We start from the raw sequence: 24,006 nt of genomic DNA, 5'->3' as shown, positions 1-24,006 counted from the left end.
CGGCGCGCGAGTGCTCCTCCGCGCCCGCGTTCGCCTGCGCGGCGAAGGCTGCGGGCGGGGGGAACCGGCGGTGCTCGTCGAGCAGGTTGGCGATCGTCCCGCTCACGCTCGGAGCTCCCTCCCCGGCGCTCACGCCCACTTCCTCACGGCGTAGCGCTGGAACACGCCGACGACGGCATCGGTGAGCTTGCCCAGCACGGCCAGCAGGACGATCGCCAGGAACACCCGGTCGATCCGGCCGTTGTTCTGGCTGTCGATGAGGCGGAAGCCCAGGCCCATCGAGGAGGCGATGAGCTCGGAGGCGACCAGGAACAGCCACGACTGGGCGAGCGCGAGGCGCAGCCCGGAGATCACGGAGGGGATCACCGCGGGCAGCTGCACCGTCGTGAAGAGCCGGACGCCCGAGAGGCCGAAGGCGCGGCCCGCCTCGACGAGGTGCCGGTCGACGTGGCCGAGCGCCGTGGCCACCGTGGTGAAGACGGGGAAGAACGCGCCGATCGTGATCAGCGTGATCTTCGACTCCTCGCCGATGCCCATCCAGAGCAGCAGCAGCGGGACCCAGGCCAGCGACGGGACCGCCCGGATCGCGCCGAGCGTCGGCCCGAGGACGACCTCCCAGACGCGGGAGAGCCCGAAGAGCGCGCCGACCACGAGGCCGAGCGCCGAGCCGAGTGCGAACCCGATGAGCACGCGCTGCGTCGAGATGGCGACGTCCTGGCCGAGGTCGCCGCGCTGGGCGAGGTCGACGCCGGCCGCCCAGACCATCGCGGGCGAGGGGAAGACCGCCACCGAGACCATCCCGGTCGTCGTCGCGATCTGCCAGGCGGCGAGCAGCAGCACGGGCAGGACCGCGCCTCCCGCGACGACGAACCACCGTCGCGATGTGAGCGGGTGGGAGCGGTCCTCGCGGAGGCGGCGCTGGGAGGCCGCGACCGACGGGCCCGCCGTCGCGAGTCCGGGCTCACCCGGCATCGGCGCGGACAGCGCGCTCCGGCGCAGCACATCGGCGTCGGTCGCGGTGTCGTCGTCGCGGATCGTCATCGTCGGTCTCCTCGGATCACGGGGTGGGGGCGGAGGGCCGGACCCTCAGGCGCCGATGGCGCTCGGGTCGGCCGCCGAGGCGTAGGTGTCGTCGAGCAGCGAGTCGAGCGCGTCGTCGACCTGCTGCTGCGAGGCGACGTCGCCGTTCTCGACGAAGATCGGGCCGATCACGGCGAGCACGTCGGTCTGCGCGGAGCCGGGGACGTTGTCGACGTCGAGGTTGCTGCGCTCGGTGATGACCGTCGTCGCCACCGCCACGTCGAGGCCGGCGACGGAGGCGAGGATGCTCGCCGTCTCGTCCTGGTTCTCGAGCGCCCAGGCGCGGGCGTGCTCGTACGCGTTCACGACGGTCTGCGCGAGGTCCGGCTTCTCGGCGAGGAAGCTCTCGGTCGCATTGAGCAGACCGTAGGAGTTGAAGTCGACGTTGCGGTAGAGCAGGGTCGCCCCGGCCGCCTCGGCGCCGGCCATGATCGGGTCCAGGCCCGCCCAGGCGTCCACGGAGCCGTTCTGCAGCGCCGCCCAGCCGTCGGCGTGCTGCAGGTTCTGCACCGTCACGTCGCCGATGCCCAGGCCGGCGGCCTCGAGCGCCTGCACCAGGAAGAAGTACGGGTCGGTGCCCTTGGTGGCCGCGATCTGCTTGCCCTCGAGCTGCTCGACCGACGTGATCGCCGAGCCGGCGGGGACGACGAGGGCCGACCACTCCGGCTGCGAGAAGATGTCGATCGTCCTGATCGGCGAGCCGTTCGAGCGGGCGAGCAGTGCGGCCGAGCCGGCGGTGGAGCCGACGTCGATCGCTCCGGCGCGCAGGGCCTCGTTGGCCTTGTTGGAGCCGGCCGACTGCACCCAGGCGACGGTGACCTGCTGCTCGGCGAGGGCGGCCTCGAGCCAGCCCTTCTCCTTGATGACCAGGCTCAGCGGGTTGTACGTCGCGAAGTCGAGCGTGAGCGTGCCGCCCCGGGTTCCTCCGGAGGCGGCGTCGGCGGTCGCGGCCGCCGCTCCTCCTCCGCCCTCGCCCTGCACGCAGCCCGCGAGGAGCGGGACGGCGGCGGCGGTGAGCAGACCGGCGAGAGCGGTGCGGCGGGTGAGCGGGGAGCTGGTGAACGACATGGGGGCCTCGGCTTCGGGGATGCGGTGACAGCGAGTGTGGACGCTGCGGGGGAGGGGCGGTGCGGGGAGACGCTCGTGCGGTGGAGAGCGGGAGGAGGACGCGGCTGGGGAGGGAGGTCGTGCCGCCCGGACCGTGCCGCCCGGACCGTGCCGCCCGGGTGGAGGGACGCGGGTCGATCCGCCCGGGGTCAGTGCCGCTCGATGCCCAGCCCCGCGAGGAGCTCGGCCCGGTGCTCGGCGAGCTCCGCCGAGCCGCGGTCGCGGGGCCGCGCGCCGGGGACGGTGACGATCCGCTGGATGCGCGAGACGCCTCCGGGCTCGTCGCGCCCGAGGAGCACGATGCGGTCGGCCAGCTGGAGGGCCTCGTCGACGTCGTGGGTGACGAGCAGGATCGTCGCCGGAGCCGCCGCGTGCACGTCGAGCAGCAGGTCCTGCATCCGCAGGCGGGTCAGCGCGTCGAGCGCCCCGAAGGGCTCGTCCAGGAGGAGCACGCCGGGGTTCCGGGCGAGGGCGCGGGCGAGGGAGGCGCGCTGGGCCATCCCTCCGGACACCTCGCGGGGCCGCGAGCGGGCGTGCGCGGTGAGGCCGACCAGCGAGAGCAGCTCGTCGACGGCGGCGCGGGCGGCCGGGCGCGGGGTGCCGCGCGGCAGGCCGAGCGCGACGTTGTCGGCGATGCTCCTCCAGGGCAGCAGCCGCGGCTCCTGGAACGCCACCGCGCAGCGCGGGTCGATGCCGGAGACGGGGGCGCCGTCGATGAGGACGGACCCCTCGGAGGCGGTGTCCAGGCCCGCCGCGATGCGCAGCAGCGTGGACTTGCCGCAGCCGCTCGGGCCGAGGATCGCGATGACCTCGCCCGCGGCGGCCTCGAGCGTCACGTCCGTCAGCACGGGGGCCCCGGGCGCGAAGGTGCGGCCGACCCCCTCGAAGCGCACGGGGAACGCCGACTGGCCGAGCTCGGCGTCGAAGGCCAGGCTCGTGCGGGCGGCGGGGGTGGCGGGCATGTCTCTCCGGGCAGCGGAACGGACGGGCGGATCGTCCGATCGTACGGAGAGGCTCCCGGCGGCACAGCGGGGACCGACACGGGGAGTAACACAGGGGTGGGACGCGGAAGGCCTCCCCGGTCCGCGGACGGAGGAGGCCTTCCGTGGGAGGGCTACGCCTGGACGAGCACGAGCTCCTCGAGGGGCAGGCGGGTGCGCGGCGCGGTCTCGCGCTCGCGGAGGGTCTCGTTCGCCAGCGCGTCGGCGTCGGCCGCGACTCCCACCGCGGCGATCGTCACCGGGTCGAAGCGCTCGTCGACGCCGAACGCGGCGCGGACGGCGTCCTTGTCGAAGCCGGCCATCTGGTGTACGTGCAGTCCCTCGTGGTGCGCCTGCACGCTGAGGTGGGCGATCGACTGGCCGAGGTCGTAGACGGCCCAGGGGCGCGGCTTCCCCTCGGAGTCGACGGTCTCGGCGAGCGCGACGACCAGGACGGCGGCGGAGCCGGCCCAGGCGCCGTTGAAGCCGGCGAGCGTCGCGACGATGCGGTCGAACTCGTCGGTTCCGCGGCGGGCGACGATGAAGCGCCACGGCTGCGAGTTGCTCGCGGACGGAGACCAGCGCGCGGCCTCGAGGAGGGACGCGAGGGTCTCGTCGGAGACCGTCGCGGTCGCGTCGTAGGAGCGGGGGCTCCAGCGCTCCGCGAGGACGTCGAGGATCGGGGCGCTGGTGCTGGCGGTGCGGGAGGCGGTGGCGGACATCGCGGGGCTTCTTCCGTGCGGGGGACTGGGGGGAGGGGCTCCGTCGCCCGAGGAGCCCAACCGTCCCCGCCCCGCGGGCATTCCCGCGCGCGCACGGCAGGCGCCCGCGCGCGCGTTCGCCCACGGAGGAGCGGGCCGCCTCCGAGCCCCGGAACGGTACGGTGGGAGACGGCGTGGTCACCCCGCGCACCACCATCCACGACTCTGGAGGATCATCCATGGCCCAGCACTTCGACGTCGTCGTCCTGGGGGCAGGCCCCGGCGGATACGTGGCCGCGATCCGCGCCGCCCAGCTCGGCAAGTCCGTCGCCGTCGTCGAGAAGCAGTACTGGGGCGGTGTCTGCCTCAACGTCGGCTGCATCCCGTCCAAGGCGCTGCTGCGCAACGCGGAGCTCGCCCACCTCTTCCACACCCAGGCGAAGCAGTTCGGCATCTCGGGCGACGTCTCGTTCGACTTCGGCGCGGCGTTCGACCGCAGCCGCTCGGTCGCGGACGGCCGCACCAAGGGCGTCCACTTCCTGATGAAGAAGAACAAGATCGCCGAGTTCGACGGCGTCGGCTCCTTCACCGGCCCGCAGGGCCTCGACGTGCAGCTGAGCAAGGGCGGCACGGAGTCGCTGACCTTCGACGACGCGATCATCGCGACCGGTGCGAGCGTCCGCCTCCTCCCCGGCGTCGAGCTCTCCGAGAACGTCGTCACCTACGAGACCCAGATCATGACCCGCGAGCTCCCCGACACGATGGCCATCGTGGGCGCGGGCGCGATCGGCATGGAGTTCGCCTACGTCCTCAAGAACTACGGCGTCGACGTGACGATCATCGAGTTCATGGACCGCGCCCTCCCCAACGAGGACCCGGACGTCTCCAAGGAGATCCAGAAGCAGTACAAGAAGCTCGGCGTCGAGATCCTGACCTCGACCAAGGTCGAGTCGGTCGTCGACAAGGACGGCTACGTCACGGTCACCTACACCGCGAAGGACGGCACGCAGTCGACCCTCGAGGTCGACAAGGTGCTCATGTCGATCGGCTGGGTCCCCCGCACCGAGGGCTTCGGCCTCGAGAAGACGGGCGTCGAGCTCACCGAGCGCGGCGCGATCGCGATCGACGACCACATGCGCACCAACGTGGCGCACATCTACGCCATCGGCGACGTCACCGCGAAGCTGCAGCTCGCGCACGTCGCGGAGGCGCAGGGCGTGGTCGCCGCCGAGACCCTCGCCGGTGCCGAGACCCAGACCCTGGGCGACTACCGGATGATGCCGCGCGCGACGTTCTGCCAGCCGCAGATCGCCTCCTTCGGCCTCACCGAGAAGCAGGCGACGGACGAGGGACACGAGATCACCGTCTCGACCTTCCCCTTCATGGCGAACGGCAAGGCCCACGGCCTCGGCGAGCCCACCGGCTTCGTGAAGCTCATCGCGAGCAAGAAGTACGGCGAGCTCCTCGGTGCCCACATGATCGGCCCGGACGTCTCGGAGCTGCTCCCCGAGCTCACGCTCGCCCAGAAGTGGGACCTCACGGCGACCGAGCTGGCCCGCAACGTGCACACCCACCCGACGCTGTCGGAGGCGCTGCAGGAGGGCTTCCACGGCCTCAAGGGGCACATGATCAACATGTAGGGCTCGTCCCTCCACGGCCTCCGGCCCGCAGGATCCCGCTCGGCTCGTCCGCGGCGGATCCGGCGGGCCGGAGCCGTTTCCGGGGGCGTCCACAGGGCTCCGGCGCCGCTCCCGCTACCGTGGCCCGATGGATCCGCGCCTGCTCGACCGCCTCGCCGCCGACGCCTGGCCCGCGCTCGTGCGGCGCCCCCTCGGCGCGTGGGAGCTGCGCGCCTCCGCAGGAGTCACCAAGCGCGCGAACTCGGTGCTCGCGTCCGGCGACGTCGTCGACCAGGAGGCGGCGCTCGACGCGGCGGAGGCGTTCGCCCGCGAGCACGGGATCGCGCCCCTCGTGCAGATCGGGCCGCCGAGCCCCGCCGGTCTGACCGGGCTGCTCGCCGAGCGGGGCGCCGCGCCGATCGACCGGACGCTCGTGCTGACGGGTTCGGTGCAGGAGGCGCTCGCCGCCCTGCCCACGCCGTCGAGGTCCGCGCCGTCGGGGTCCGCGCAGCGGCCTCGTGTCCGCCTCGCCCCGGCTCCCGACGAGGACTGGCTCGCCCTCTGGTGGTCGGTGGACGGTCGCGGTGGAGCGGAGGAGCGCGCGGTCGCCGAGCGCATCCTCGCGGGCTGCCCCTCCTCCTACGCTCTCGCCGTCGACGGGGACGGCCCGGCCGCGACCGGCCGCCTCGCGGTCGTCACGGCGCCGGACGGCGAGCTCTGGGGCGGCCTCTTCGCCCTGGCGACCCGGCCGGACGCCCGGCGCCGCGGGCTCGCCTCCGCCGTGATCCGCGCCCTCCTCGAGGACGCGTCCGGCCGGGGCGTCGCGCGCTTCTGGCTCCAGGTGCTCGCCGAGAACGCCGGCGCCCGCCGCCTCTACGCGTCCCTCGGCTGCCGCGAGTCGTCCTGGTACGAGTACTGGCGCTGACCCGCTCGCGGAGGAGGAGCGGGGCGCCCGGGTCAGGCGTTCGCGAGCACGGCGCGGGCGACGGCCTCGGCCTTCGCCGCGTCGCCGGTGACGGTCACGCGCCACCACACGTCGTCGGCGAGCGCGTCGATCTCGCAGACGTCCGCCGCGCAGCCGGTGAGGGCCTTCTCGCCGAAGCCGTCGAGCGGCTCGAGCGGGATCGCCAGGCCCGAGGTCAGCGAGAGGTTCCGCCAGCCGTCGTCGCCGTTCGGGAGCGCGTCGACCGTCACGCCCGAGTAGGTGGCGCTGGAGGCGTCGCTCCAGCTGCAGGAGGCGTACCCGGCCCGGGCGGCGGCAGCAGCCGACGCGGTGGTCGGCGTCCCGGTCCCCGTCCCCGCGGTCGCCTGCGCGAGACCGGCGGCACCGGACAGCTGCTCGGCCGTCAGGACCTCGGTGCAGACGGGCGCCGTCGCGGTGACCGGCTCGTCGAGGCTGCCGAGCGCGGCGGAGGCGGTGCCGGTCGCCAGCGCGGCGAGGTCGACCGCCCCGGGGGCGCCGCGCAGCTGCAGCGTCACCCAGGTGGAGCCGGCGAGCAGGTCCAGGTCGCAGCTGCCGTCGGTGCAGGAGCCGTAGGCCTCGACGCCGGTTTCGAGGCGCGGGCCCGGACGGCCGGCGAAGGCCTCGGCGGCGTCGTCGACCGCCGCCGCGGTGATCGAGGCGTCCTCGTCGTACCAGGCGCAGCGGAGCGCTCCGCCGTTCTCCTCCGCGGCCTCGCGGATCAGCTCGCCCGAGGAGCGCGTCGTCACCTCGCGGCTGCCCTCGAGAGCGCTGCGGGAGACCCCCAGCGCCGAGGCCGCCCGCGTGGCGGGGAGGAGGGAGTCGCAGCCCAGGCGGGTCGAGGCCGTGGGCGAGGGCGTCGGAGTCGCGGAGGGAGTCGGAGCGGCGGTCTCGGACGCCGACGGGGTGGCCGCGACGTCCGAGCGCTCGGCCGTCGTGCAGCCCGTCAGCGCGACGAGCACGGCGAGCGCGGCGCCGACCGTCGCCAGGCGCGGGAGGCGGGCCCTCACGCGGCCAGCTCGCGCTCGATCGCGGCCGTGAACGCGTCGATGTCGTCCTCCGTGGTGTCGAAGGAGCAGACCCAGCGGACCTCGCCGGTCGCCGGGTTCCAGTCGTAGAAGCGGTAGGCGGCGCGGAGCCGGTCCGCGACTCCGGGCGGCAGCGTCGCGAACACCGCGTTGGCCTGGGTCTGCTGAGTGAACTCGAGCCCGGTGATCCGTCCGGCGGCGATCGCCTCCTCGAGCCCCGAGCGCAGGCGCGCCGCCATGGCGTTCGCGTGCCGGGCCGAGCGGAGCCACAGGGGCTCCTCCTCGCCGCCGTCGCCGAGCAGGGCGAGCAGCTGCGCCGAGATGAAGCGCATCTTGGAGGAGAGCTGCATGTTGGTCTTGCGGAGGAAGGTCAGCCCGGTCGAGGCCGCCGGGTCGAGCACGACGATCGCCTCGCCGAGCAGGATGCCGTTCTTGGTGCCGCCGAACGAGAGCACGTCGACGCCCGCGTCTGTCGTGAAGGAGCGCAGGGGAAGGCCGAGGGCGGCCGCGCCGTTCGCGATGCGCGCCCCGTCCATGTGCAGCCGCATGCCGAGGCCGTGCGCGTGGTCGGCGAGCGCGCGCACCTCCTCGGGGGTGTAGACGGTGCCGAGCTCGGAGGACTGGGTGATCGAGACCACGAGCGGCTGGGCGCGGTGCTCGTCGCCGAAGCCCCACGCCTCCTGGTCGACCAGCGCCGGGGTCAGCTTGCCGTCGGGCGTGGGGACCGTGAGGATCTTGATCCCGCCGACCTTCTCGGGCGCTCCGCCCTCGTCGGAGGTGATGTGCGCGGTGCCCGCCGAGACGACGGCGCCCCACCGCGGCAGCATCGACTGCAGGCCGGTGACGTTGGCGCCCGTGCCGTTGAAGACGGGGAAGGCCTGGGCCTGCTCGCCGAACTCGCGGCGGAACGCCTCCTGCAGGCGCTCGGTGTAGACGTCCTCGCCGTAGGCGATCTGGTGCGCTCCGTTGGCCGCGGCGATCGCGGCGAGGACCTCGTCGTGCACTCCGGAGTAGTTGTCGGAGGCGAAGCCGCGGACGTCGGGATCGTGCAGAGCGCTCATCCCTCCATCTTCGCAGCCCGCCGCCCGGAGGAGCCCCGGAGGCGCCCTCCGAGACACCCCTCCTGCCTCCCGCATGTTTCGGGCAGGTGAACGGACGACGACCCGAAAGCCGATCTCCGTCAAGAAGTTGGTATCGGCTGGGAGGCAGGCCACTCTTGACGTATGCGCATGGACACGACGGGAGCTGTCCGCGACATGCCCGCCCCTCCCGGGGTGGACGAGATCGCGGCTCGCTTCGGCGATCCCGTCCTCGCGTTCGCGCCCCAGCCGAGGCTGGAGGAGTTCGCCGCGGCGCAGACGATGGCGCTCGGCCGCTTCGTCGAGATCTCGCTCTCGTACTCGTTCTACAAGAACCCGCGCAACCGCGCCGACCCCGTCAACCACGTCCCGCTGACCCCCGAGCAGAAGCGCGCGATCGAGCGCGCCGAGAACGACCACCTGCCGCCGTGGATGGTCGACCAGGTGACGCGGATGCGGTACCCGGTGCTCTGGGAGGCGGTCCGCACCTCCGTGCCGATCCCCGCCGAGCGCAGCCGGCCCCTGGAGTCCCGCCTCGCGGCCCACATGGGCGACGTGCTCCGCAACACCTTCCCGGGCCGCGTGCGCAGCCGCCGCGGCGGGATGCCGGTGGTCGCCGCCGCGCTCCGCGACGAGGACGTCGTGCGGGGCGTCCCGGTGATCGTGGACGGGGAGGCGCTGCGCGGCTACCGCGTGGACACCGATCCGGACGTGGTCGCGATCGGCGCCCGCGTCGACGGCCGCTACATGACGGTCGTGCTCGATCGGAAGATCGTGCCGGAGATCCGGATGGAGTTCGTCCGCCGCACTCCGCCACGCCCGGCCTCGAGCCAGCCCCGGCGCTGACCGCCGCGGCGTCGAGCACCTCCGAGCCGTCCACCCCGGTGCCGACCGCCCGGCCCACCGCTCAGGGGCGCCCCGGCACCGCGATCCCGTGCTCGTAGGCGAACACGACCGCCTGGATCCGGTCGCGCACGCCGAGCTTCATCAGGATCTTCGAGACGTGCGTCTTCACGGTCGCCTCGCCCACGAACAGCTCGGCCGCGATCTCGGCGTTCGACCAGCCCCGCGCCAGGTGCACGAGCACCTCCCGCTCGCGGTCCGTCAGGTCGGCCACTCCGGAGTGCTCGGCCGCGGCCGGCGTGTGCTCGGGCACGGACGCGAACCGCTCGATCACGCGCCGGGTGACGTCGGGGGCGAGCATCGCGTCGCCGCGGGCGACCACCTGCACGGCCTCGACCAGCTCCTCCGGCGACGCGTTCTTGAGCAGGAACCCGCTGGCGCCGGCCGAGAGCGCCTCGAAGAGGTAGTCGTCGCGGTCGAAGGTGGTGAGGATGAGCACCCGCGAGCACAGGCGCGGGTCGGCCACGATCTCGCGGGTCGCGGCCAGGCCGTCGAGGCCGGGCATCTGCACGTCCATGCAGATCACGTCGGGGCGCAGCTCGGAGGCGCGCTGCAGGGCCTCGAGCCCGGTGCGGGCCTCGCCGACCACCTCGATCCCCGGCTCCGACTCGAGGATGATGCGGAAGCCCACGCGGACGAGCTCCTGGTCGTCGACGAGCAGCACGCGCACGTGCTCGGTCATGGGCGGCCCCCGCTCGCTCGCTCCTGACGCCCCCGCGACGTCTCCGACGACGGTACCGGGTCGTCGGCGTCCGGCACGCTCGCCCGGACGGGGGACAGCGGCACCCGGGCGTGCACGAGGTACCCTCCGCCCCTCGGCCCCATCTCGATCCAGCCGCCGACCGCGGCCGCGCGCTCGCTCATGCCGGTGTGCCCCAGTCCGCAGGAGGCGGGAGCGCTCGGGTGCGGGCCGGACCCGCCGTCGTCGGCGATCTCGAGCTCGACCGCGTCGGGGGCGTAGCGGAGGCGCACCTCGGCGTGCGCGCCGCGCCCCGCGTGCTTGCGGACGTTCGTGAGCGACTCCTGCGCGATGCGGTAGAGGCTGAGCCCCACCGTCGCGGGGATCTCGCGGGGCGTGCCGAGGGTGAGGAAGACGGTGGGCAGGCCCGACCCGCTGGACGCCGCGACCAGCTCCTCGAGCTGGGCCACCCCGCGGGTGGACGCGGCGTCGGTGAGCGGATTCGGCACCGCGTCCTCGGCGCGCAGCGCGACCAGGATGCGGTGCAGCTCCTCGATCGCCGAGCGCGCGTCGCCCTCGATGGCGCTGAGCGAGGCCGCCGCCCGCTCCGGATCCCGCGCCAGCACCCGCCGCGCCGCTCCCGCCTGCACGCCCATCACGCTGACGTGGTGCGCGACCACGTCGTGCAGCTCGCGCGCGATCCGCAGCCGCTCGGAGGACACGGCCTGCCGCGAGGAGCGCTCCCGCTCGTCGTCGAGCTCGGCCGTGCGCGTCTCGAGCGCCTCCAGCCGGCGGGCCGACTGCCACGACGCCTCGCCGAAGACGTAGGCGCTGCCGAAGTAGAGCAGGTTCGACACGACCGCGAGGGCCGACTCCGCCGCGTAGGGCGAGAGCAGGCCGGGGGAGTCGTCGACCGGCACGGAGCTGCCGAAGTACTCGCCCGTGGCGAGGGTGGTGAGCAGCCAGCCCAGCATCCCGACCGCGATCGCCACTCGGACGACGAGCGCCGTGCGCCGGTTCCGGCCCCACGCGCCGACCGTGTAGAGCGCGAGGAACAGGCAGATCTGGCCGAAGAGCGACTCCGGCACCTGGAGCACGATCCCGAGCGCGTAGACGACGGAGAGCCCGGCCGCCACGCTCGCGGGGAACCGGCGGCGCAGCGCGAGGGGAAGGGTCATCAGGACGGCCCAGTGGGCGCTGACGACGGGGTGCGCCGCGTCCGGGAAGCCCGCCGAGGAGTACAGCGCGACGGAGACGACCGTCGCCACCAGCAGGATCCCCGCGGTGACCGCGTCGCGCACGTATCCGGCCCGGCTCGGCGCTCGCCGGATCCAGCCCGCGTCGAGCGGGTCCGCGGCTCCGTCACCTGAGGGCATGCGCCCCACGCTAACCGACGCCGGTCGGACGGGGCCCGGGAGGCGGAGGAGCGCACCTCGCCGCGTCCCGGGCGCGACGTCAGTCCCGGCCGGTGATGCCCCGGGTCGAGGCGATGACGTCGCCCATCTTCTTCCCGAGGGCCTCGTAGAACATCGACAGCGGGAACTCGTCGTCCAGCACCGCGTCGGTGAGCCCGCGCGGGGCGCCGAGCAGCACCTCGTCCGGGAGCCCGCGGGCCCAGGCGGAGGCGGGGTGCGGAGTGAGAGTGGCCGCGATCAGCTCGTGCGCGGCCAGCCAGTGCGCCGTCTTCGGCCGGTCGATCGAGCGCCAGTAGAGCTCGTCGATCGCGTCCGAGAGGGCGACGACCACGTCGGCGACGCCGTCCCACTCGAACGCCAGCCGGGTGTCGGTCCAGTGCAGGACGCCGTGCTGGTGCAGCCAGGCGAAGAGCAGCTGGCCGCCGAGGCCGTCGTAGTTGCGCACCCGCGACCCGGTGAGCGGGAAGCGGAAGAGCCGGTCGAACAGGATCGCGTACTGCACGAAGCGCGAGCGCTCGGCCAGCGCCTCCTCCTCGTCGTCACGGCGGTCCAGCGCGCCGAGGCGGCGCTCGATGGCGACGGCCTCGCGGAAGGCGGTGAGGTCGCACCGCAGCTCCTCCAGCGAGTAGAGGAAGAAGGGCATCCGCTGCTTGATCATGAACGGGTCGAACGGCAGGTCGCCGCGCATGTGGGTGCGGTCGTGGATGAGGTCCCACATCACGAAGGACTCCTCCGCCAGGCGCTGGTCGGCCAGCAGGCGCTGCGCGTCCTCCGGGAGCTCGAGACGGGTGATCCGGGCCGCCTCCGTGACGACGCGGCGGAACCGGGCCGCCTCGCGGTCGGCGAAGATCGCGCCCCAGGTGAAGGACGGGACGGAGCGCATCGCGACCGTCTCGGGGAACAGCACGGCGCTGTCGGTGTCGTAGCCGGCGGTGAAGTCGACGAAGCGCACGGGCACGAAGAGGGCGTTGGAGTAGTCGCCCGCCTCCAGCTCGGCGACGAACCGCGGCCAGACGACCTCGACGAGGACGGCCTCGACGTGGCGGTCGCGGCTGCCGTTCTGGGTGTACATGGGGAAGACGACGAGGTGGCGGCGGCCGTCGACGCGCTCGAGCTGCGGCTGGAACGCCGTGAGCGAGTCGAGGAAGTCGGGCAGGCCGAGGGCGCCGGCGCTCCAGCGCTCGAGGTCGACGACCAGCGCGTCGAGGTACGCGGCGTCGTGCGGGAACGCGGGGGCGAGGGTGCGGACGCCGGCGACGATCCGCTCGACGAGGGTGCGCGCCTCCTCGAGCCGCTCAGGCTCGGCGAGCGAGCCGTCCTGGGACTGGAGCGGCTGCAGGGCGGCGGCGGCCGCCTTCAGGTCGAGCCAGGCGGCGGAGTCCTCCACGCGGTCCTCGACGACCTCGGGTTCTCCGACGACGGTGCTCTGCACGGCTTGCGACATGGTGATCCTCCTCACGCTGGTGATACGGGGCTGCAGGAGCGGAACGCGCTCCGACTCCGAGCGTATGGGCTCGTGCGCGCGCTTTTCTTGCGTCTCGGCGGAGCGAAGCGGCGATCTCGCGGGGGCGGGCGCACGTCTCCGCCGCCCCTCGGAGGCCCCGCGGTCAGCGGTTGCCCAGGTGTTGTGCAGGTGCCACCCCCCGTCCGGGGCTAGATTCCTCACCGCTTCCGTTTCCCTCCCCTGATCGGGTCGAAGATGGGGCCACACCGTGTCCGCATCCCGAGTGCGGAGACATCCGATCGGACAGGCGCGCCGAACACCCTGGCGGCGCGCTCGATCGGCGAGCCATCCTGAGAGAGAGGATCGGAGCGCGTGACGGGACCCGAACCCGGAAGCGACCAGAGAACAGCCAGCATCGACCACCGCCCCGAGAACCTCCGCCTGCTCCCCTGGCCGCAGGCGGACGCCTCCGTCCTGCGCGACACCCTCGCGCACGCGGGCGGCGGACTCGAGAGCGAGAGCGAGATCCTCGTGCGCCACGACCGCTACCTGCGCGGTTGGGCGGACGGCGACGCGTTCTTCTACGTGGTCGAGCTGGACGGACTCTCCGTCGGCTCCATCGGCTATTGGTACGGCTGCTCGCGCGGCGTCGTCGCCTACGAGGCGGCGTGGAGCATCGCTCCGCACGCCCGCGGCATCACCGCGGACGCCGTGCGGATGCTGCTCGAGGAGGCGGCGGCGTTCCCCGTGCCCCGCTTCGTGCACGCCTTCGTGGCGGAGAGCGACCTGGACGCCGGCGCGACCTGCGTCGAGGCCGGCTTCGACCGGATCGACCTCGTCGAGCAGGGCGAGCCGCCGGAGCTCTACGTGGACTGGGCGTTCGACCTGGCCGCCGTGGCCTGATCAGATCCCGTGGCGCTCCAGCCACGGCCGCAGCACCGCGAGGAACTCCTCCGGGTGCTCGAGGCTGGGCAGGTGCGCCGCGTCCTCGAGCACGTGCAGCTCGGCACCGCCCACCTCGGCGGCGAGGTGCTCGCAGACCGGCAGCGACTCCGAGAGGTCGTGCGCGCCCGCCACGACGAGGGTCGGCACGGCGATCTCCCCGAGCCGCTCGCCCGCCGGCCCGGAGGGATCCACCGGGCGGGGGGCCTCCGCCTCATGGCCGACGCCCGTGAGCGCGAGCTCCCGGACCCGCGCGAGGAACTCCGGAGCCACGTCGTCCGCGGAGCGGTCGGGACCCACGGCCCAGAGCTCCGCCTCGACGATCGCCGCGGCCTCCCGCTCGCCCGCGAGCTCCAGCGCCTCGATTTCCCCGAAGCGGCGCTCCTCCTCCGCCGTCAGCGCGGGGTAGTCGAAGCCCGCCAGGCCCGGGGCGATCACGACCAGGCCGGTCACCCGCTCCGGATGCTCGAGCGCCAGGTCGAGCGCGAGCGTTCCGCCCCGCGAGCAGCCGACGACCACCGCGCGCTCGACGCCGAGGTGGTCGAGCACGTCCAGGGCGTCCCGGCGCGGGTCGTACTCCACGTCCTCCGTGCTCGTTCCGCCCGCGCCGCGGACGTCGTAGCGGACCACCAGCCGGTCGCGGGAGAGGTCGGGGACGAGCGGATCCCACATCCGCAGGTCGGCGATGCCCGCGTGCACGAGCAGCAGGGCGGGCGCGGAGGCGTGGCCGTCCGCCTCCCAGTGGAGGCTCGCGCCGGGGACCTCGAGATGCGGCATGCCGCACACCGTAAGCGCGTCGCGCCGGCGCTGCAACGCCCGGCCACTGCCTAGGGTGGAGGCGCGACAGCGGACGGGCCGCGGCGGGGAGGCGGCGGCGTGGAGGGCGTGCTCACCGGCTTCTCGATCATCGGGGTCGTCATCGCGGTCGGCTACCTGATCGCGCGGTTCCGGATCGTCCCGCCCGAGAGCCGGCTGATCCTGTCGCGGATCGCCTTCTTCGTCACGACGCCGGCGCTGCTGTTCACCGTGCTGTCGCGGGCCGACGTCTCCGTCCTCTTCTCCTCGTTCCTGCTCGTCTCGCTCCTGACGGTGCTGACCGTCGCCCTGCTCTACGTGCTGGCCTCGCGGCTGCTCTTCCCCCGCCCGCTGCCGGAGACGGTGATCGGGACCGCGGCCTCCTCCTACGTCAACGCCAACAACATCGGACTGCCGGTCGCCATCTACGTGCTGGGCGATCCGCAGTGGGTGGCCCCGACGCTCCTTCTGCAGCTGATCGTCCTCGCACCGACGATCTTGACGCTGCTCGACGTCTCGACGAGCGGGCGGACCTCGGTCGGTGCGATCCTCACGCAGCCGCTGCGGAACCCGATGATCATCGCCTCCGCCCTCGGCCTCGTCGTCGCCCTCACCGGCGTGGAGCTGCCCGCGCCCGTGCTGCAGCCGTTCTCGATCATCGGCAACGCGTCGATCCCGCTGGTGCTGATCGCCTTCGGCATGTCGCTGCGCGGGCAGCGGCCGCTGGAGGCGGGGCCGGCGCGGGTCGAGGTGGTGGTCGCCTCCGTCCTCAAGTCGCTGGTGATGCCGGCGGTCGCGCTGCTGCTGGGGCGCTTCGCGTTTCACCTCGACTCCGAGCACCTCTTCGTGGTGACGGTGACCGCCGCGCTGCCGACCGCGCAGAACATCTTCACCTTCGCCTCGCGCTACGACCGGGGCGTCGCCGTCGCCCGCGACACGGCCCTCGTGACCACGGTCGCCGCGGTGCCCGTGCTCATCGGGGTGTCCCTCCTGCTGGGCTGAGCGGAGCAGCATCCCCGCCTCCCGCTCGGTCCCGGCGGAGGCGCCGGACGGCCCGCGCATCCGCGTCGCGTGTCCCTCGTCCTGGGACGGGGCCGGTGGCGCGGGCCCGGTCGCACTCCGCCGACCGTCGCTTAGGCTCTCTCGAATGAGCACCACCACGTCCGCCGACCGATCCGCCCGCGGCAGGCCGCGCCGCCGTCGCGGCCTCTGGATCACGCTGATCGTCCTCCTGGTCCTGCTGATCGGCGCCGTCGTCGCGGTGCTCCTCGGCGTGCGCACCTACGACAAGGCGATGACCGTCCGCGACAAGCTGACCGAGGCGATCCCGCTGGTATCGCAGGTGACGGACAGGCTGACGACGTTCGACACCTCCGGTGCGGAGGAGACCGCGGGCCGGATCGCGACCCTCACCGGCGAGGCGCGCGACGAGACCGAGGACCCGGTGTGGCGGGTGATGGAGGTGGTGCCCGTCCTCGGGCCGAACCTGTCCGCGGTCCGCGCCGCGACCGAGATCGCCGACGACGTCTCCGGCCGGATCGTCACGCCGCTCTCCACGACCTCGCTCGACATCCTCAAGCCCGTCGACGGCAGGGTCGACCTCGCGGCGATCACCGAGCTGTCGCAGAAGATCACCGTCGCCAAGGAGGTCGTCGACGCGGCGCAGACCCGCGTCGAGGGCATCGACCGCGGCCCGCTGGTGCCGCAGGTCGCCTCCGCGCTCGACTCCTTCACTCCGCAGCTGGCCACCGCGACCGCGGCGATGGAGCAGGTCGAGCCGCTCACCGCGATCCTCCCCGACTCCCTCGGAGCGTCCGGTCCGCGCCACTACCTGGTGATGTTCCAGAACCTGGCGGAGTCGCAGGCTCTGGGCGGCGGCGCGTCGTCGGTGATGCAGCTCGACGTCGACGGCGGCGCGATCTCGATCGGCCGTCAGCTGGGCAGCGGCGACTTCCGCGGTCTGGCTCCCGTCACCGTCGACCAGAGCGCGCTCGACACCATCGGTGAGAACATGGCGACGACCTTCAACGTCTCGACCAGCCGCCCCGACTTCCCGACGGCCGCCTCGATCGCCTCGCAGTTCTGGGCGCAGAAGTTCCCCGAGCAGAGGATCGACGGCGTCCTCGCGATCGACCCCGTCGCCCTCTCCTACCTCCTCGGCTCGACCGGGCCGGTGACCCTCACCGACGGCACGGTCCTCACGAGCGAGAACACCGTCTCGACCCTGCTCAACGAGGTCTACTTCCGCTACCCGGAGTCGGTCGTGGCCGAGCGCACCGACGAGTTCTTCTCGGAGGCGAGCGCGACGATCCTGGGCAAGATCCTCGGCGGCGAGATGGAGCCGACGAAGATGCTCCCGGCGATCGTGAAGGCGGTCGACGAGAGCCGCATCCTCGCCTACAGCTCCGACGCCGACGAGCAGGCGCTCCTCGCGCCCACGCCGATCGCGGGGGTCCTGCCGCAGACGACGACCGACGGCACGACCACCGGAGTGTTCTTCCAGGACGCCTCGGGCGGCTCGAAGATGGACTACTACCTGAGCACGGCGGTCACGCAGTCGAGCGCGGGCCGGTGCGCCGCCTCCGGCGCGGTCTTCACCACCTCCGTCACCGTGACCAACACGATCTCGAAGGCGGTCGCTCGGACGCTGCCCGGCTACGTCGCCGCGGCCGGCGGGCGCGGTGCGTACCCCCTGGGCGACTTCGTCACCAACATCTACGTCTACGGCCCTCCCGGGACCACGGTGTCGAGCGCGGCCTGGGCCGACGGCACCGGCTACGGACCCGAGAGCCTCGACGACCTCGGCCGTCCCGTCTCGAAGGTCGCCGTGCAGCTCTCGCCCGGCCAGTCCGAGACGTTCGACGTGCAGTTCAGCGCCGGCGACGCCTCCGGCTTCGGCGACCAGACCGTGCGGGTGACCCCGATGATCAACCCCACCGCGGTGACGCTGAACGACGAGCCCGCCTGCGGCTGACCTCGCCGGCGGTCGGCGCCCCGGGTCGGTGCTGGACCAGCGCCGCCCGCCCGACCGCTGACGCGCCCCCGGGTCGGTGCTAGACCAGCGCCGACCCGGGGATCGAGCTCGTCACGAGCGAGGAGGCGAGGAACGCGGTGGCGATGCAGAGCACGAACCCGATGACCGGCACGAGGAACGCGCGACGGCCCACGAGGTAGCGCACGACCGTCACGGCCACGGCGATCAGCGTCAGCGCGGGCGGCCCGATCAGCGCGATCGAGACGCCCCAGTCGATCCGGTCGAAGTCGCAGGCGAAGTTCTGGCCCTCGCACTGCGCGGGGAAGACCGAGAGGATCGCGGCGAGGTAGCCGAGCACGATCGTGAGCAGGCCGAGGGCGAGGCAGCCGAGGATCGAGAGCACGAGGTCCCAGCGGCGCCGGCGCGGCTTCCCGGCGGCGATGATCTCGCCCACCGAGCGGTAGGCGTCGGACCGGAACTCGTCGTGCGCGGCTCCGGGGCGGGCGGTCGCAGGGCGTGCCGTCGTGGGTCGGGCGGCGGGGCGGGAGGCGCCGGCCGAGGCGGCCTGGGCCCGCGCGCGCTTCTTCTTCGACGAGGCCATGCTCAGAAGATCATCGGGCGGTCGTCGTCGAGGGTCGTCTCCAGGTCGAGGTCGACCACGACCGGGACGTGGTCGCTCGGGGCGTCGCCCTTGCGCTCGTCCCGGTGGATCGAGGCGCCGGTGACGAGCTCGCCGAACGCGGGGGAGCCGAGCACGAAGTCGATCCGCAGCCCCTCGTTGCGCGGGAAGCGGAGCTGCTTGTAGTCCCAGTAGGTGTAGCCCTCGGGCACGAGCGGGCGGACGACGTCGCGCAGGCCCGCGTCCTCGAAGGCGGCGAAGGCGGCGCGCTCGGGGATCGAGACGTGCGTCGATCCGGGGCCGAGGCTCGGGTCGCCCACGTCGCTGTCGAGCGGCGCGACGTTCCAGTCGCCGACCAGGGCGAGCGGCAGGTCGGGCTCGGCGGCCAGCCACTCGCGGGTGCTCGCCTCGAGAGCTGCGAGCCACTCGAGCTTGTAGAGGTAGTGCGGGTCGTCGACCGCGCGGCCGTTCGGGACGTAGAGGCTCCAGACGCGCACGCCGTCGACCGTGGCGCCGATCGCGCGGGCCTCGAGCGGGTAGGAGCCGTCGGCCGCCGCCTCCTTCGCGAAGCCGGGCATGCCCGGGAAGCCGATCTGCACGTCCTCCATCGGCAGGCGCGAGGCGATGCCGACGCCGTTCCACTGGCTGAGCCCGACCATCTCGACGTGGTAGCCGGCGTCGGCGAAGGCCTCGTGCGGGAACTGCTCGGGCTTGCACTTGAGCTCCTGCATGGCGAGGACGTCCACGTCCTCGCGCACGAGCCAGTCGACGACGCGGCCGGTGCGGGCCCGGATGGAGTTCACGTTCCAGGTGGCGATGCGCATCCTGGAAGTGTAGGAGCCGCCGCCGACACGTCTCCTGCGCGTCCTCCGCGCGTCCCGGCGGCCGCGGGCCGGGGGAGTCATCCCCTCGGCGGATTGCGGAACCGGTGTCGGTGGTCGATGGTTGTCTAGCGCCGTCCCGACCGGCCGTTCGTCGTGCCGTCCGGACGCCGCCGCCGCCCGCGCCGTGCGGGCCCGACGGGCTCCTCGGCGCTCCGCGCTCCCCAGCCCGGTCCCCACCCCTCCCGCTCCTGCTCCGCCCCTCAGGAGGACCCATGATCCTGCTCCGCCTCGCCTCCGCCTACGCGAAGCCCTACGCGCGCTGGGTGGCCGCCGTCGTCGTGCTGCAGCTCGTCGCGACGCTCGCCGCGCTCTACCTGCCGAGCCTCAACGCCGAGATCATCGACCAGGGCATCGGCCGCGGCGACACCGACTTCATCTGGGGCACCGGCATGACCATGCTCGGCGTCTGCGTCGTGCAGGTCGCCGCGGCGATCGGAGCCGTCTACTTCGGCGCCCGCACCGCCATGTCCGTCGGCCGCGACCTGCGCCGCGACGTCTACCGCCGCGTCGACTCGCTCAGCGGGCTCGAGGTCGGCGGCTTCGGCACGGCCACCCTGATCACCCGCGGCACGAACGACGTGCAGCAGGTGCAGATGCTCGTGCTGATGACCCTCAACTTCATGGTCTCCGCGCCGATCATGTGCGTCGGCGGCATCGTCTTCGCCCTGCGTGAGGACGCCGGCCTCTCCTGGCTGGTCTGGGTGTCGGTGCCGCTGCTGTTCGTCGTGGTCGGCTTCCTGGTGTTCCTGCTGCTGCCGCTGTTCCGCCTCATGCAGGACCGGATCGACGGGATCAACAGCGTGCTGCGCGAGCAGATCACGGGCATCCGCGTGGTGCGCGCCTTCGTGCGCGAGCCGTTCGAGTCCGAGCGGTACCGCAAGGCCAACGCGGCGATCACCGAGGTGTCGATCAAGGTCGGCAACATCTTCGTGCTGATGTTCCCCGCGATCATGATGATCCTGCACCTGGCCACCGCGGCCGTGCTGTGGTTCGGCGGGCAGCGGGTCGACGCCGGTCAGATGCAGGTGGGCTCGCTCACCGCGTTCCTGCAGTACCTCCTCCAGATCCTCACCGCCGTGATGATGGGCGTCTTCATGGTGATGATGATCCCGCGCGCGGTCGTCTGCGCCGAGCGGATCCAGCAGGTGCTCGACGCCCGCACCAGCCTCACCACGCCCGAGGGCGGAGTCCCGACGCCCGCGCGCGGCCGCGTCGAGTTCTCCGGGGTCGTCTTCGGCTACCCGGGCGCCGAGCGCCCCGTGCTCTCGGGCATCGACATCGTCGCGGAGCCGGGCCGCACCACGGCCGTCGTCGGCTCCACCGGCGCCGGCAAGACGACCCTGCTCGGCCTCGTGCCGCGCCTGTTCGACCCGCAGGAGGGCACCGTCACGATCGACGGCGTGCCCGTCTCCTCCCTCGACCGGGCGCAGCTCGCCGAGGTGATCGGGCTCGTGCCCCAGCGCCCCTACCTCTTCTCGGGGACGATCGCCTCGAACCTGCGCTTCGGCCGCCCCGACGCGACGGACGCCGAGCTGTGGGAGGCGCTGCGCATCGCCCAGGGCGAGGACTTCGTGCGGAGCAAGGAGCACGGGCTCGACGAGCCGGTCTCGCAGGGCGGCACCAACGTCTCCGGCGGGCAGCGCCAGCGGCTCTGCATCGCGCGCGCCCTCGTCGCGAAGCCGCGGGTCTACCTGTTCGACGACTCGTTCTCGGCGCTCGACGTCGCGACCGATGCGCGGCTGCGGGAGTCGCTGGCCGACGCCACCACCGACGCGACCGTGATCATCGTGGCCCAGCGGGTGTCGACCATCCGCCACGCCGACCAGATCGTCGTGCTCGACGCGGGCCGCGTCGTCGGCCGCGGCACGCACGACGAGCTCCTCGAGACGAACGCGACCTACCGCGAGATCGTCGAATCCCAGCTGAGCGTCGAAGGAGTGTCCTGAGATGGCGCGCACACGCGACACCACCGCCCCCGAGGAGACGACGTCCCCTGAGCCCGAGTTCGAGCCCGGCGAGGGCGACGGCGGCATGTTCGGGGACGGGCCGCCCGCCCGCAAGGCGCAGAACTTCTGGCCCTCGGCCAAGCGCCTCTTCTCGCTGCTCGGCCCCGAGCGCGCCCTGATGGTCCTCGTGGTCGCCCTGGTCTCGCTGTCGGTCGTCCTCACCGTCATCGCGCCCAAGATCCTCGGGCAGGCGATGGACACGATCTTCAACGGCGTGATCGGCTCCCAGCTCCCCGCCGGCGTCCCGCTCGAGCAGATCATCGAGCAGCAGCGCGCCTCGGGCAACGGCACCTTCGCCGACATGCTGGCCAAGACCGACATCGTGCCCGGCGCGGGCATCGACTTCGTGGTCCTCGGCCGCCTGATCATCATCGTGCTGCTGATGTACGTCGTCGCGTCGGTGCTCATGTGGGCGCAGGGCTACATCCTCAACGGCCTCGTGATGCGGGTTGTCTTCGACCTCCGCCAGGACATCGAGGCGAAGCTCAACCGCCTCCCGCTGCGCTTCTTCGACACCCGGCAGCGCGGCGACGTGATGTCGCGCGTCACGAACGACGTCGACAACATCCAGACGGCGTTGCAGCAGGCCTTCTCGCAGCTGGTGCAGTCGGTGCTCACCATCATCGGCATCGCCGCGATGATGTTCATCGTCTCGTGGCAGCTCGCGCTGATCGCGCTGATCTCGATCCCGCTCTCGGGCGTGATCGCGGGCGTGATCGGCGCCCGCTCCCAGAAGCTCTTCGCCGCCCAGTGGAAGAACACGGGCGCGCTCAACGGCCACATCGAGGAGACCTTCTCCGGGCTCGAGATCGTCCGCGCCTTCGGCCGCGACCGCGAGATGCTCGAGGAGTTCGACCGCCGCAACGACAGCCTCTACACCGCCTCGTTCGGCGCCCAGTTCGTCTCGGGCATGATCATGCCCGCGATGACCTTCGTCTCCTACCTCTCCTACGTGCTCATCGCCGTGGTCGGCGGCCTGCGGGTCGCCTCCGGTCAGCTGACGCTCGGCGACGCGACCGCGTTCATCCAGTACTCGCGCGAGTTCACGCAGCCGGTGACCCAGCTGGCGAGCATGGCGAACATGCTGCAGTCCGGCGTCGCCTCGGCCGAGCGCACGTTCGAGCTGCTCGACGCCGAGGAGCAGGAGCCGGAGACGGCGACCGCGTCGCTCCCGCAGCGCACCGACGGCCACGTGGAGTTCGAGAGCGTCTCGTTCTCGTACGACCCGGAGCAGCCGCTGATCGAGGACCTGACCTTCTCGGCGCAGCCCGGGCAGACGGTCGCCATCGTCGGTCCGACCGGGGCGGGCAAGACCACGCTGGTCAACCTGGTCATGCGCTTCTACGAGCTCACCGGAGGGCGCATCCTGCTCGACGGTGTCGACATCACGAGCCTCGCGCGCGGCGATCTGCGCTCGCGCGTGGGCATGGTGCTGCAGGACGCGTGGCTCTTCCAGGGCACCATCCGCGAGAACATCCGCTACGGGCGGTTGGACGCGACCGACGAGGAGATCGTCGACGCGGCGAAGGCCACCATGGTCGACCGCTTCGTGCGCCAGCTGCCCGACGGCTACGACACGGTGCTGGACGCCGACGGGGGCAGCGTCTCGGCGGGCGAGCGGCAGCTGATCACGATCGCGCGCGCGTTCCTCGCGAACCCGTCGCTGCTGATCCTCGACGAGGCCACCTCCTCGGTCGACACCCGCACGGAGCTGCTCGTGCAGCACGCGATGAACGCGCTCCGCACCGACCGGACCTCGTTCGTCATCGCGCACCGGCTCTCCACGATCCGCGATGCCGACACCATCCTGGTGATGGAGTCGGGCCGGATCGTCGAGCAGGGCGCGCACGATGCGCTCCTGAAGCAGCGCGGTGCCTACTACGAGCTGTACATGACCCAGTTCCGCGGAGGAGGCGACGAGGCGGGCGAGCACGCCGCAGCGGGCGCGCTCCCGAGCGGGGGAGGGGTCGCCCCGTAGAGTAGGCGCGTGACCGACGCACGCCAGCAGCTCATCGAGTACATCGGCTCCGACGCCGTCTTCCACGGGGACTTCACCCTCACGAGCGGCAAGAAGGCGTCGTACTACGTCGACCTGCGCCGCGTGAGCCTCGACCACCGCGTCGCGCCGCTGATCGGGCAGGTCATGCTCGACCTCATCGCGCCGATCGAGCGCGTCGACGCCGTCGGAGGCCTCACCATGGGCGCCGACCCGATCGCCGCCGCGATCCTCCACCAGGGCGCCGCCCGCGGTCTCGCCTACGACGCGTTCGTCGTGCGCAAGGAGCCCAAGGACCACGGCCGCGGCCGGCAGGTCGAGGGCCCCGACCTCCAGGGCAAGCGCGTCGTCGTCGTCGAGGACACGTCCACCACCGGCGGCTCGCCGCTGAAGGCGATCGAGGCCCTGCTCGAGGTCGGCGCCGAGATCGCAGGAGTCGCCGTCGTCGTCGATCGCGCGACCGGGGCCCGCGAGATCATCGAGGACGCCGGCTACCCGTACTTCGCCGCGATCGGTCTGGCCGACCTCGGCCTGAGCTGATGGTCGACGAGGGGGGACGCGGCGGGGGCCCGGGAGGCGGCGAGCACCCGGAGCCGGAGCGCCGCGGGTCCGAGCCTGCCGGATCGGAGACCTCCGAGCCGGAGCGTGCCGAGCCGGAGCGACCCGAGCCGGAGCGTCCCGTCGGCAGCAGCGAGTGGCTGCTCCAGCAGCTCAGCGGCGGCCGCCTGAAGAGCATCTTCGACTCGCGGGCAGTCGTCCCACCGGCACCCGTCTCGCGGGCACTCGCCTCGCGG

21 protein-coding genes and 1 pseudogene are annotated in these 24,006 nt (G+C 72.9%); 10 read left to right on the top strand and 12 right to left on the bottom strand.

Annotated features, from left to right (window positions below; translation table 11 throughout):
• Nucleotides 1–129: 129 nt before the first annotated feature.
• The 4 genes from C5C27_RS09740 to C5C27_RS09725 form a co-directional block, all read right to left on the bottom strand.
• The gene (locus tag C5C27_RS09740) at nt 130–972 is read right to left on the bottom strand and encodes an ABC transporter permease (protein ID WP_104314263.1); all 843 of its coding nucleotides are present in this window, start codon (nt 970–972) and stop codon (nt 130–132) included.
• 114 nt (nt 973–1,086) lie between these two features.
• Nucleotides 1,087–2,148 (bottom strand): aliphatic sulfonate ABC transporter substrate-binding protein, encoded by a 1,062-nt coding sequence (locus tag C5C27_RS09735; protein WP_104314262.1) that lies wholly within the window; start codon nt 2,146–2,148, stop codon nt 1,087–1,089.
• A gap of 188 nt (nt 2,149–2,336) precedes the next feature.
• A complete protein-coding gene (locus C5C27_RS09730) occupies nt 2,337–3,149 on the bottom strand; it encodes an ABC transporter ATP-binding protein (RefSeq protein ID WP_104239205.1) in 813 nt (270 codons plus the stop codon).
• A gap of 152 nt (nt 3,150–3,301) precedes the next feature.
• Entirely contained in the window at nt 3,302–3,889 is a 588-nt protein-coding gene (locus tag C5C27_RS09725) for a nitroreductase family protein (protein ID WP_104239204.1), read from the bottom strand.
• A 218-nt stretch (nt 3,890–4,107) separates the two neighbouring features.
• Here C5C27_RS09725 and lpdA point away from each other — a divergent pair, with 218 nt between their 5' ends.
• Both lpdA and C5C27_RS09715 read left to right on the top strand, forming a co-directional pair.
• On the top strand, nt 4,108–5,508 hold the full coding sequence (gene lpdA, locus C5C27_RS09720; RefSeq protein WP_104314261.1) for a dihydrolipoyl dehydrogenase: 1,401 nt from the start codon (nt 4,108–4,110) through the stop codon (nt 5,506–5,508).
• A 127-nt stretch (nt 5,509–5,635) separates the two neighbouring features.
• Entirely contained in the window at nt 5,636–6,412 is a 777-nt protein-coding gene (locus C5C27_RS09715) for a GNAT family N-acetyltransferase (protein WP_104314260.1), read from the top strand.
• Nucleotides 6,413–6,444: 32 nt separating this feature from the next.
• Here C5C27_RS09715 and C5C27_RS09710 read toward each other — a convergent pair whose 3' ends face one another.
• Nucleotides 6,445–7,458 (bottom strand): hypothetical protein, encoded by a 1,014-nt coding sequence (locus tag C5C27_RS09710; RefSeq protein ID WP_104314259.1) that lies wholly within the window; start codon nt 7,456–7,458, stop codon nt 6,445–6,447.
• A complete protein-coding gene (locus C5C27_RS09705) occupies nt 7,455–8,537 on the bottom strand; it encodes a low specificity L-threonine aldolase (RefSeq protein WP_104314258.1) in 1,083 nt (360 codons plus the stop codon). The genes C5C27_RS09710 and C5C27_RS09705 overlap by 4 nt, the downstream gene beginning before the upstream one ends.
• Before the next feature lie 168 nt (nt 8,538–8,705).
• Here C5C27_RS09705 and C5C27_RS09700 point away from each other — a divergent pair, with 168 nt between their 5' ends.
• A complete protein-coding gene (locus C5C27_RS09700) occupies nt 8,706–9,401 on the top strand; it encodes a hypothetical protein (protein WP_104239200.1) in 696 nt (231 codons plus the stop codon).
• Nucleotides 9,402–9,462: 61 nt separating this feature from the next.
• On the opposite strand, the gene C5C27_RS09695 is transcribed toward C5C27_RS09700, so the two are convergent.
• The 3 genes from C5C27_RS09695 to C5C27_RS09685 all read right to left on the bottom strand — a co-directional run bounded on the left by C5C27_RS09695 (nt 9,463) and on the right by C5C27_RS09685 (nt 12,996).
• The gene (locus C5C27_RS09695; protein ID WP_104250690.1) at nt 9,463–10,140 is read right to left on the bottom strand and encodes a response regulator transcription factor; all 678 of its coding nucleotides are present in this window, start codon (nt 10,138–10,140) and stop codon (nt 9,463–9,465) included.
• Nucleotides 10,137–11,513 carry a sensor histidine kinase gene (locus C5C27_RS09690; RefSeq protein ID WP_104234378.1) on the bottom strand — a complete coding sequence of 459 codons (1,377 nt, stop codon included), beginning with the start codon at nt 11,511–11,513 and terminating at the stop codon, nt 10,137–10,139. Before C5C27_RS09690 ends, C5C27_RS09695 begins: the two co-directional genes overlap by 4 nt.
• 79 nt (nt 11,514–11,592) lie before the next feature.
• On the bottom strand, nt 11,593–12,996 hold the full coding sequence (locus C5C27_RS09685; RefSeq protein WP_104314257.1) for a DUF6421 family protein: 1,404 nt from the start codon (nt 12,994–12,996) through the stop codon (nt 11,593–11,595).
• A gap of 372 nt (nt 12,997–13,368) precedes the next feature.
• On the opposite strand from C5C27_RS09685, the gene C5C27_RS09680 reads away from it, so the two are divergent.
• Nucleotides 13,369–13,899: a GNAT family N-acetyltransferase gene (locus tag C5C27_RS09680; RefSeq protein WP_104314256.1), complete on the top strand. Its 531-nt coding sequence runs from the start codon at nt 13,369–13,371 to the stop codon at nt 13,897–13,899.
• Here the strand turns inward: C5C27_RS09680 and C5C27_RS09675 are convergent, their stop codons facing one another.
• The gene (locus C5C27_RS09675) at nt 13,900–14,715 is read right to left on the bottom strand and encodes an alpha/beta fold hydrolase (RefSeq protein WP_104314255.1); all 816 of its coding nucleotides are present in this window, start codon (nt 14,713–14,715) and stop codon (nt 13,900–13,902) included.
• 99 nt (nt 14,716–14,814) lie between these two features.
• On the opposite strand from C5C27_RS09675, the gene C5C27_RS09670 reads away from it, so the two are divergent.
• Both C5C27_RS09670 and C5C27_RS09665 read left to right on the top strand, forming a co-directional pair.
• Nucleotides 14,815–15,735: an AEC family transporter gene (locus C5C27_RS09670; protein ID WP_104222809.1), complete on the top strand. Its 921-nt coding sequence runs from the start codon at nt 14,815–14,817 to the stop codon at nt 15,733–15,735.
• A 145-nt stretch (nt 15,736–15,880) separates the two neighbouring features.
• A complete protein-coding gene (locus tag C5C27_RS09665; RefSeq protein WP_104239196.1) occupies nt 15,881–17,707 on the top strand; it encodes a DUF4012 domain-containing protein in 1,827 nt (608 codons plus the stop codon).
• Nucleotides 17,708–17,786: 79 nt separating this feature from the next.
• On the opposite strand, the gene C5C27_RS09660 is transcribed toward C5C27_RS09665, so the two are convergent.
• Nucleotides 17,787–18,308: a DUF6264 family protein gene (locus C5C27_RS09660; RefSeq protein ID WP_104314254.1), complete on the bottom strand. Its 522-nt coding sequence runs from the start codon at nt 18,306–18,308 to the stop codon at nt 17,787–17,789.
• A 2-nt stretch (nt 18,309–18,310) separates the two neighbouring features.
• Nucleotides 18,311–19,150 carry an exodeoxyribonuclease III gene (locus C5C27_RS09655; RefSeq protein WP_104295563.1) on the bottom strand — a complete coding sequence of 280 codons (840 nt, stop codon included), beginning with the start codon at nt 19,148–19,150 and terminating at the stop codon, nt 18,311–18,313.
• 272 nt (nt 19,151–19,422) lie between these two features.
• Here C5C27_RS09655 and C5C27_RS09650 point away from each other — a divergent pair, with 272 nt between their 5' ends.
• From C5C27_RS09650 to C5C27_RS18370, 4 genes and pseudogenes are all read left to right on the top strand, one after another.
• Nucleotides 19,423–21,156, top strand: coding sequence for an ABC transporter ATP-binding protein (locus tag C5C27_RS09650; RefSeq protein ID WP_104239193.1), 1,734 nt, complete (start codon nt 19,423–19,425; stop codon nt 21,154–21,156).
• Between the two features lies 1 nt (nt 21,157).
• A complete protein-coding gene (locus tag C5C27_RS09645; protein ID WP_104314253.1) occupies nt 21,158–23,194 on the top strand; it encodes an ABC transporter ATP-binding protein in 2,037 nt (678 codons plus the stop codon).
• Nucleotides 23,195–23,203: 9 nt separating this feature from the next.
• Entirely contained in the window at nt 23,204–23,752 is a 549-nt protein-coding gene (gene pyrE / locus C5C27_RS09640; protein WP_104314252.1) for an orotate phosphoribosyltransferase, read from the top strand.
• A pseudogene (locus tag C5C27_RS18370) lies at nt 23,752–24,006 on the top strand (hypothetical protein); the annotation flags it as partial. The gene pyrE and the pseudogene C5C27_RS18370, both read left to right, overlap by 1 nt.

Source organism: Rathayibacter sp. AY2B7, assembly GCF_002931635.1.
In the GTDB taxonomy this organism is placed as follows: domain Bacteria; phylum Actinomycetota; class Actinomycetes; order Actinomycetales; family Microbacteriaceae; genus Rathayibacter.
The sequence above is the reverse complement of the archived record's forward strand: the minus strand, read 5'-3'. Positions and strand labels throughout refer to the sequence as shown.

Coding starts and splice junctions, on each gene's coding strand:
- C5C27_RS09740 (WP_104314263.1), bottom strand. CDS start 972: ATGCCGGGTGAGCCCGGACTCGCGACGGCGGGCCCGTCGGTCGCGGCC.
- C5C27_RS09730 (WP_104239205.1), bottom strand. CDS start 3,149: ATGCCCGCCACCCCCGCCGCCCGCACGAGCCTGGCCTTCGACGCCGAG.
- C5C27_RS09655 (WP_104295563.1), bottom strand. CDS start 19,150: ATGCGCATCGCCACCTGGAACGTGAACTCCATCCGGGCCCGCACCGGC.
- C5C27_RS09700 (WP_104239200.1), top strand. CDS start 8,706: ATGGACACGACGGGAGCTGTCCGCGACATGCCCGCCCCTCCCGGGGTG.
- C5C27_RS09665 (WP_104239196.1), top strand. CDS start 15,881: ATGAGCACCACCACGTCCGCCGACCGATCCGCCCGCGGCAGGCCGCGC.
- C5C27_RS09695 (WP_104250690.1), bottom strand. CDS start 10,140: ATGACCGAGCACGTGCGCGTGCTGCTCGTCGACGACCAGGAGCTCGTC.
- C5C27_RS09660 (WP_104314254.1), bottom strand. CDS start 18,308: ATGGCCTCGTCGAAGAAGAAGCGCGCGCGGGCCCAGGCCGCCTCGGCC.
- C5C27_RS09685 (WP_104314257.1), bottom strand. CDS start 12,996: ATGTCGCAAGCCGTGCAGAGCACCGTCGTCGGAGAACCCGAGGTCGTC.
- C5C27_RS09715 (WP_104314260.1), top strand. CDS start 5,636: ATGGATCCGCGCCTGCTCGACCGCCTCGCCGCCGACGCCTGGCCCGCG.
- C5C27_RS09705 (WP_104314258.1), bottom strand. CDS start 8,537: ATGAGCGCTCTGCACGATCCCGACGTCCGCGGCTTCGCCTCCGACAAC.
- C5C27_RS09725 (WP_104239204.1), bottom strand. CDS start 3,889: ATGTCCGCCACCGCCTCCCGCACCGCCAGCACCAGCGCCCCGATCCTC.
- C5C27_RS09690 (WP_104234378.1), bottom strand. CDS start 11,513: ATGCCCTCAGGTGACGGAGCCGCGGACCCGCTCGACGCGGGCTGGATC.
- C5C27_RS09645 (WP_104314253.1), top strand. CDS start 21,158: ATGGCGCGCACACGCGACACCACCGCCCCCGAGGAGACGACGTCCCCT.
- C5C27_RS09675 (WP_104314255.1), bottom strand. CDS start 14,715: ATGCCGCATCTCGAGGTCCCCGGCGCGAGCCTCCACTGGGAGGCGGAC.
- lpdA (WP_104314261.1), top strand. CDS start 4,108: ATGGCCCAGCACTTCGACGTCGTCGTCCTGGGGGCAGGCCCCGGCGGA.
- C5C27_RS09735 (WP_104314262.1), bottom strand. CDS start 2,148: ATGTCGTTCACCAGCTCCCCGCTCACCCGCCGCACCGCTCTCGCCGGT.
- C5C27_RS09650 (WP_104239193.1), top strand. CDS start 19,423: ATGATCCTGCTCCGCCTCGCCTCCGCCTACGCGAAGCCCTACGCGCGC.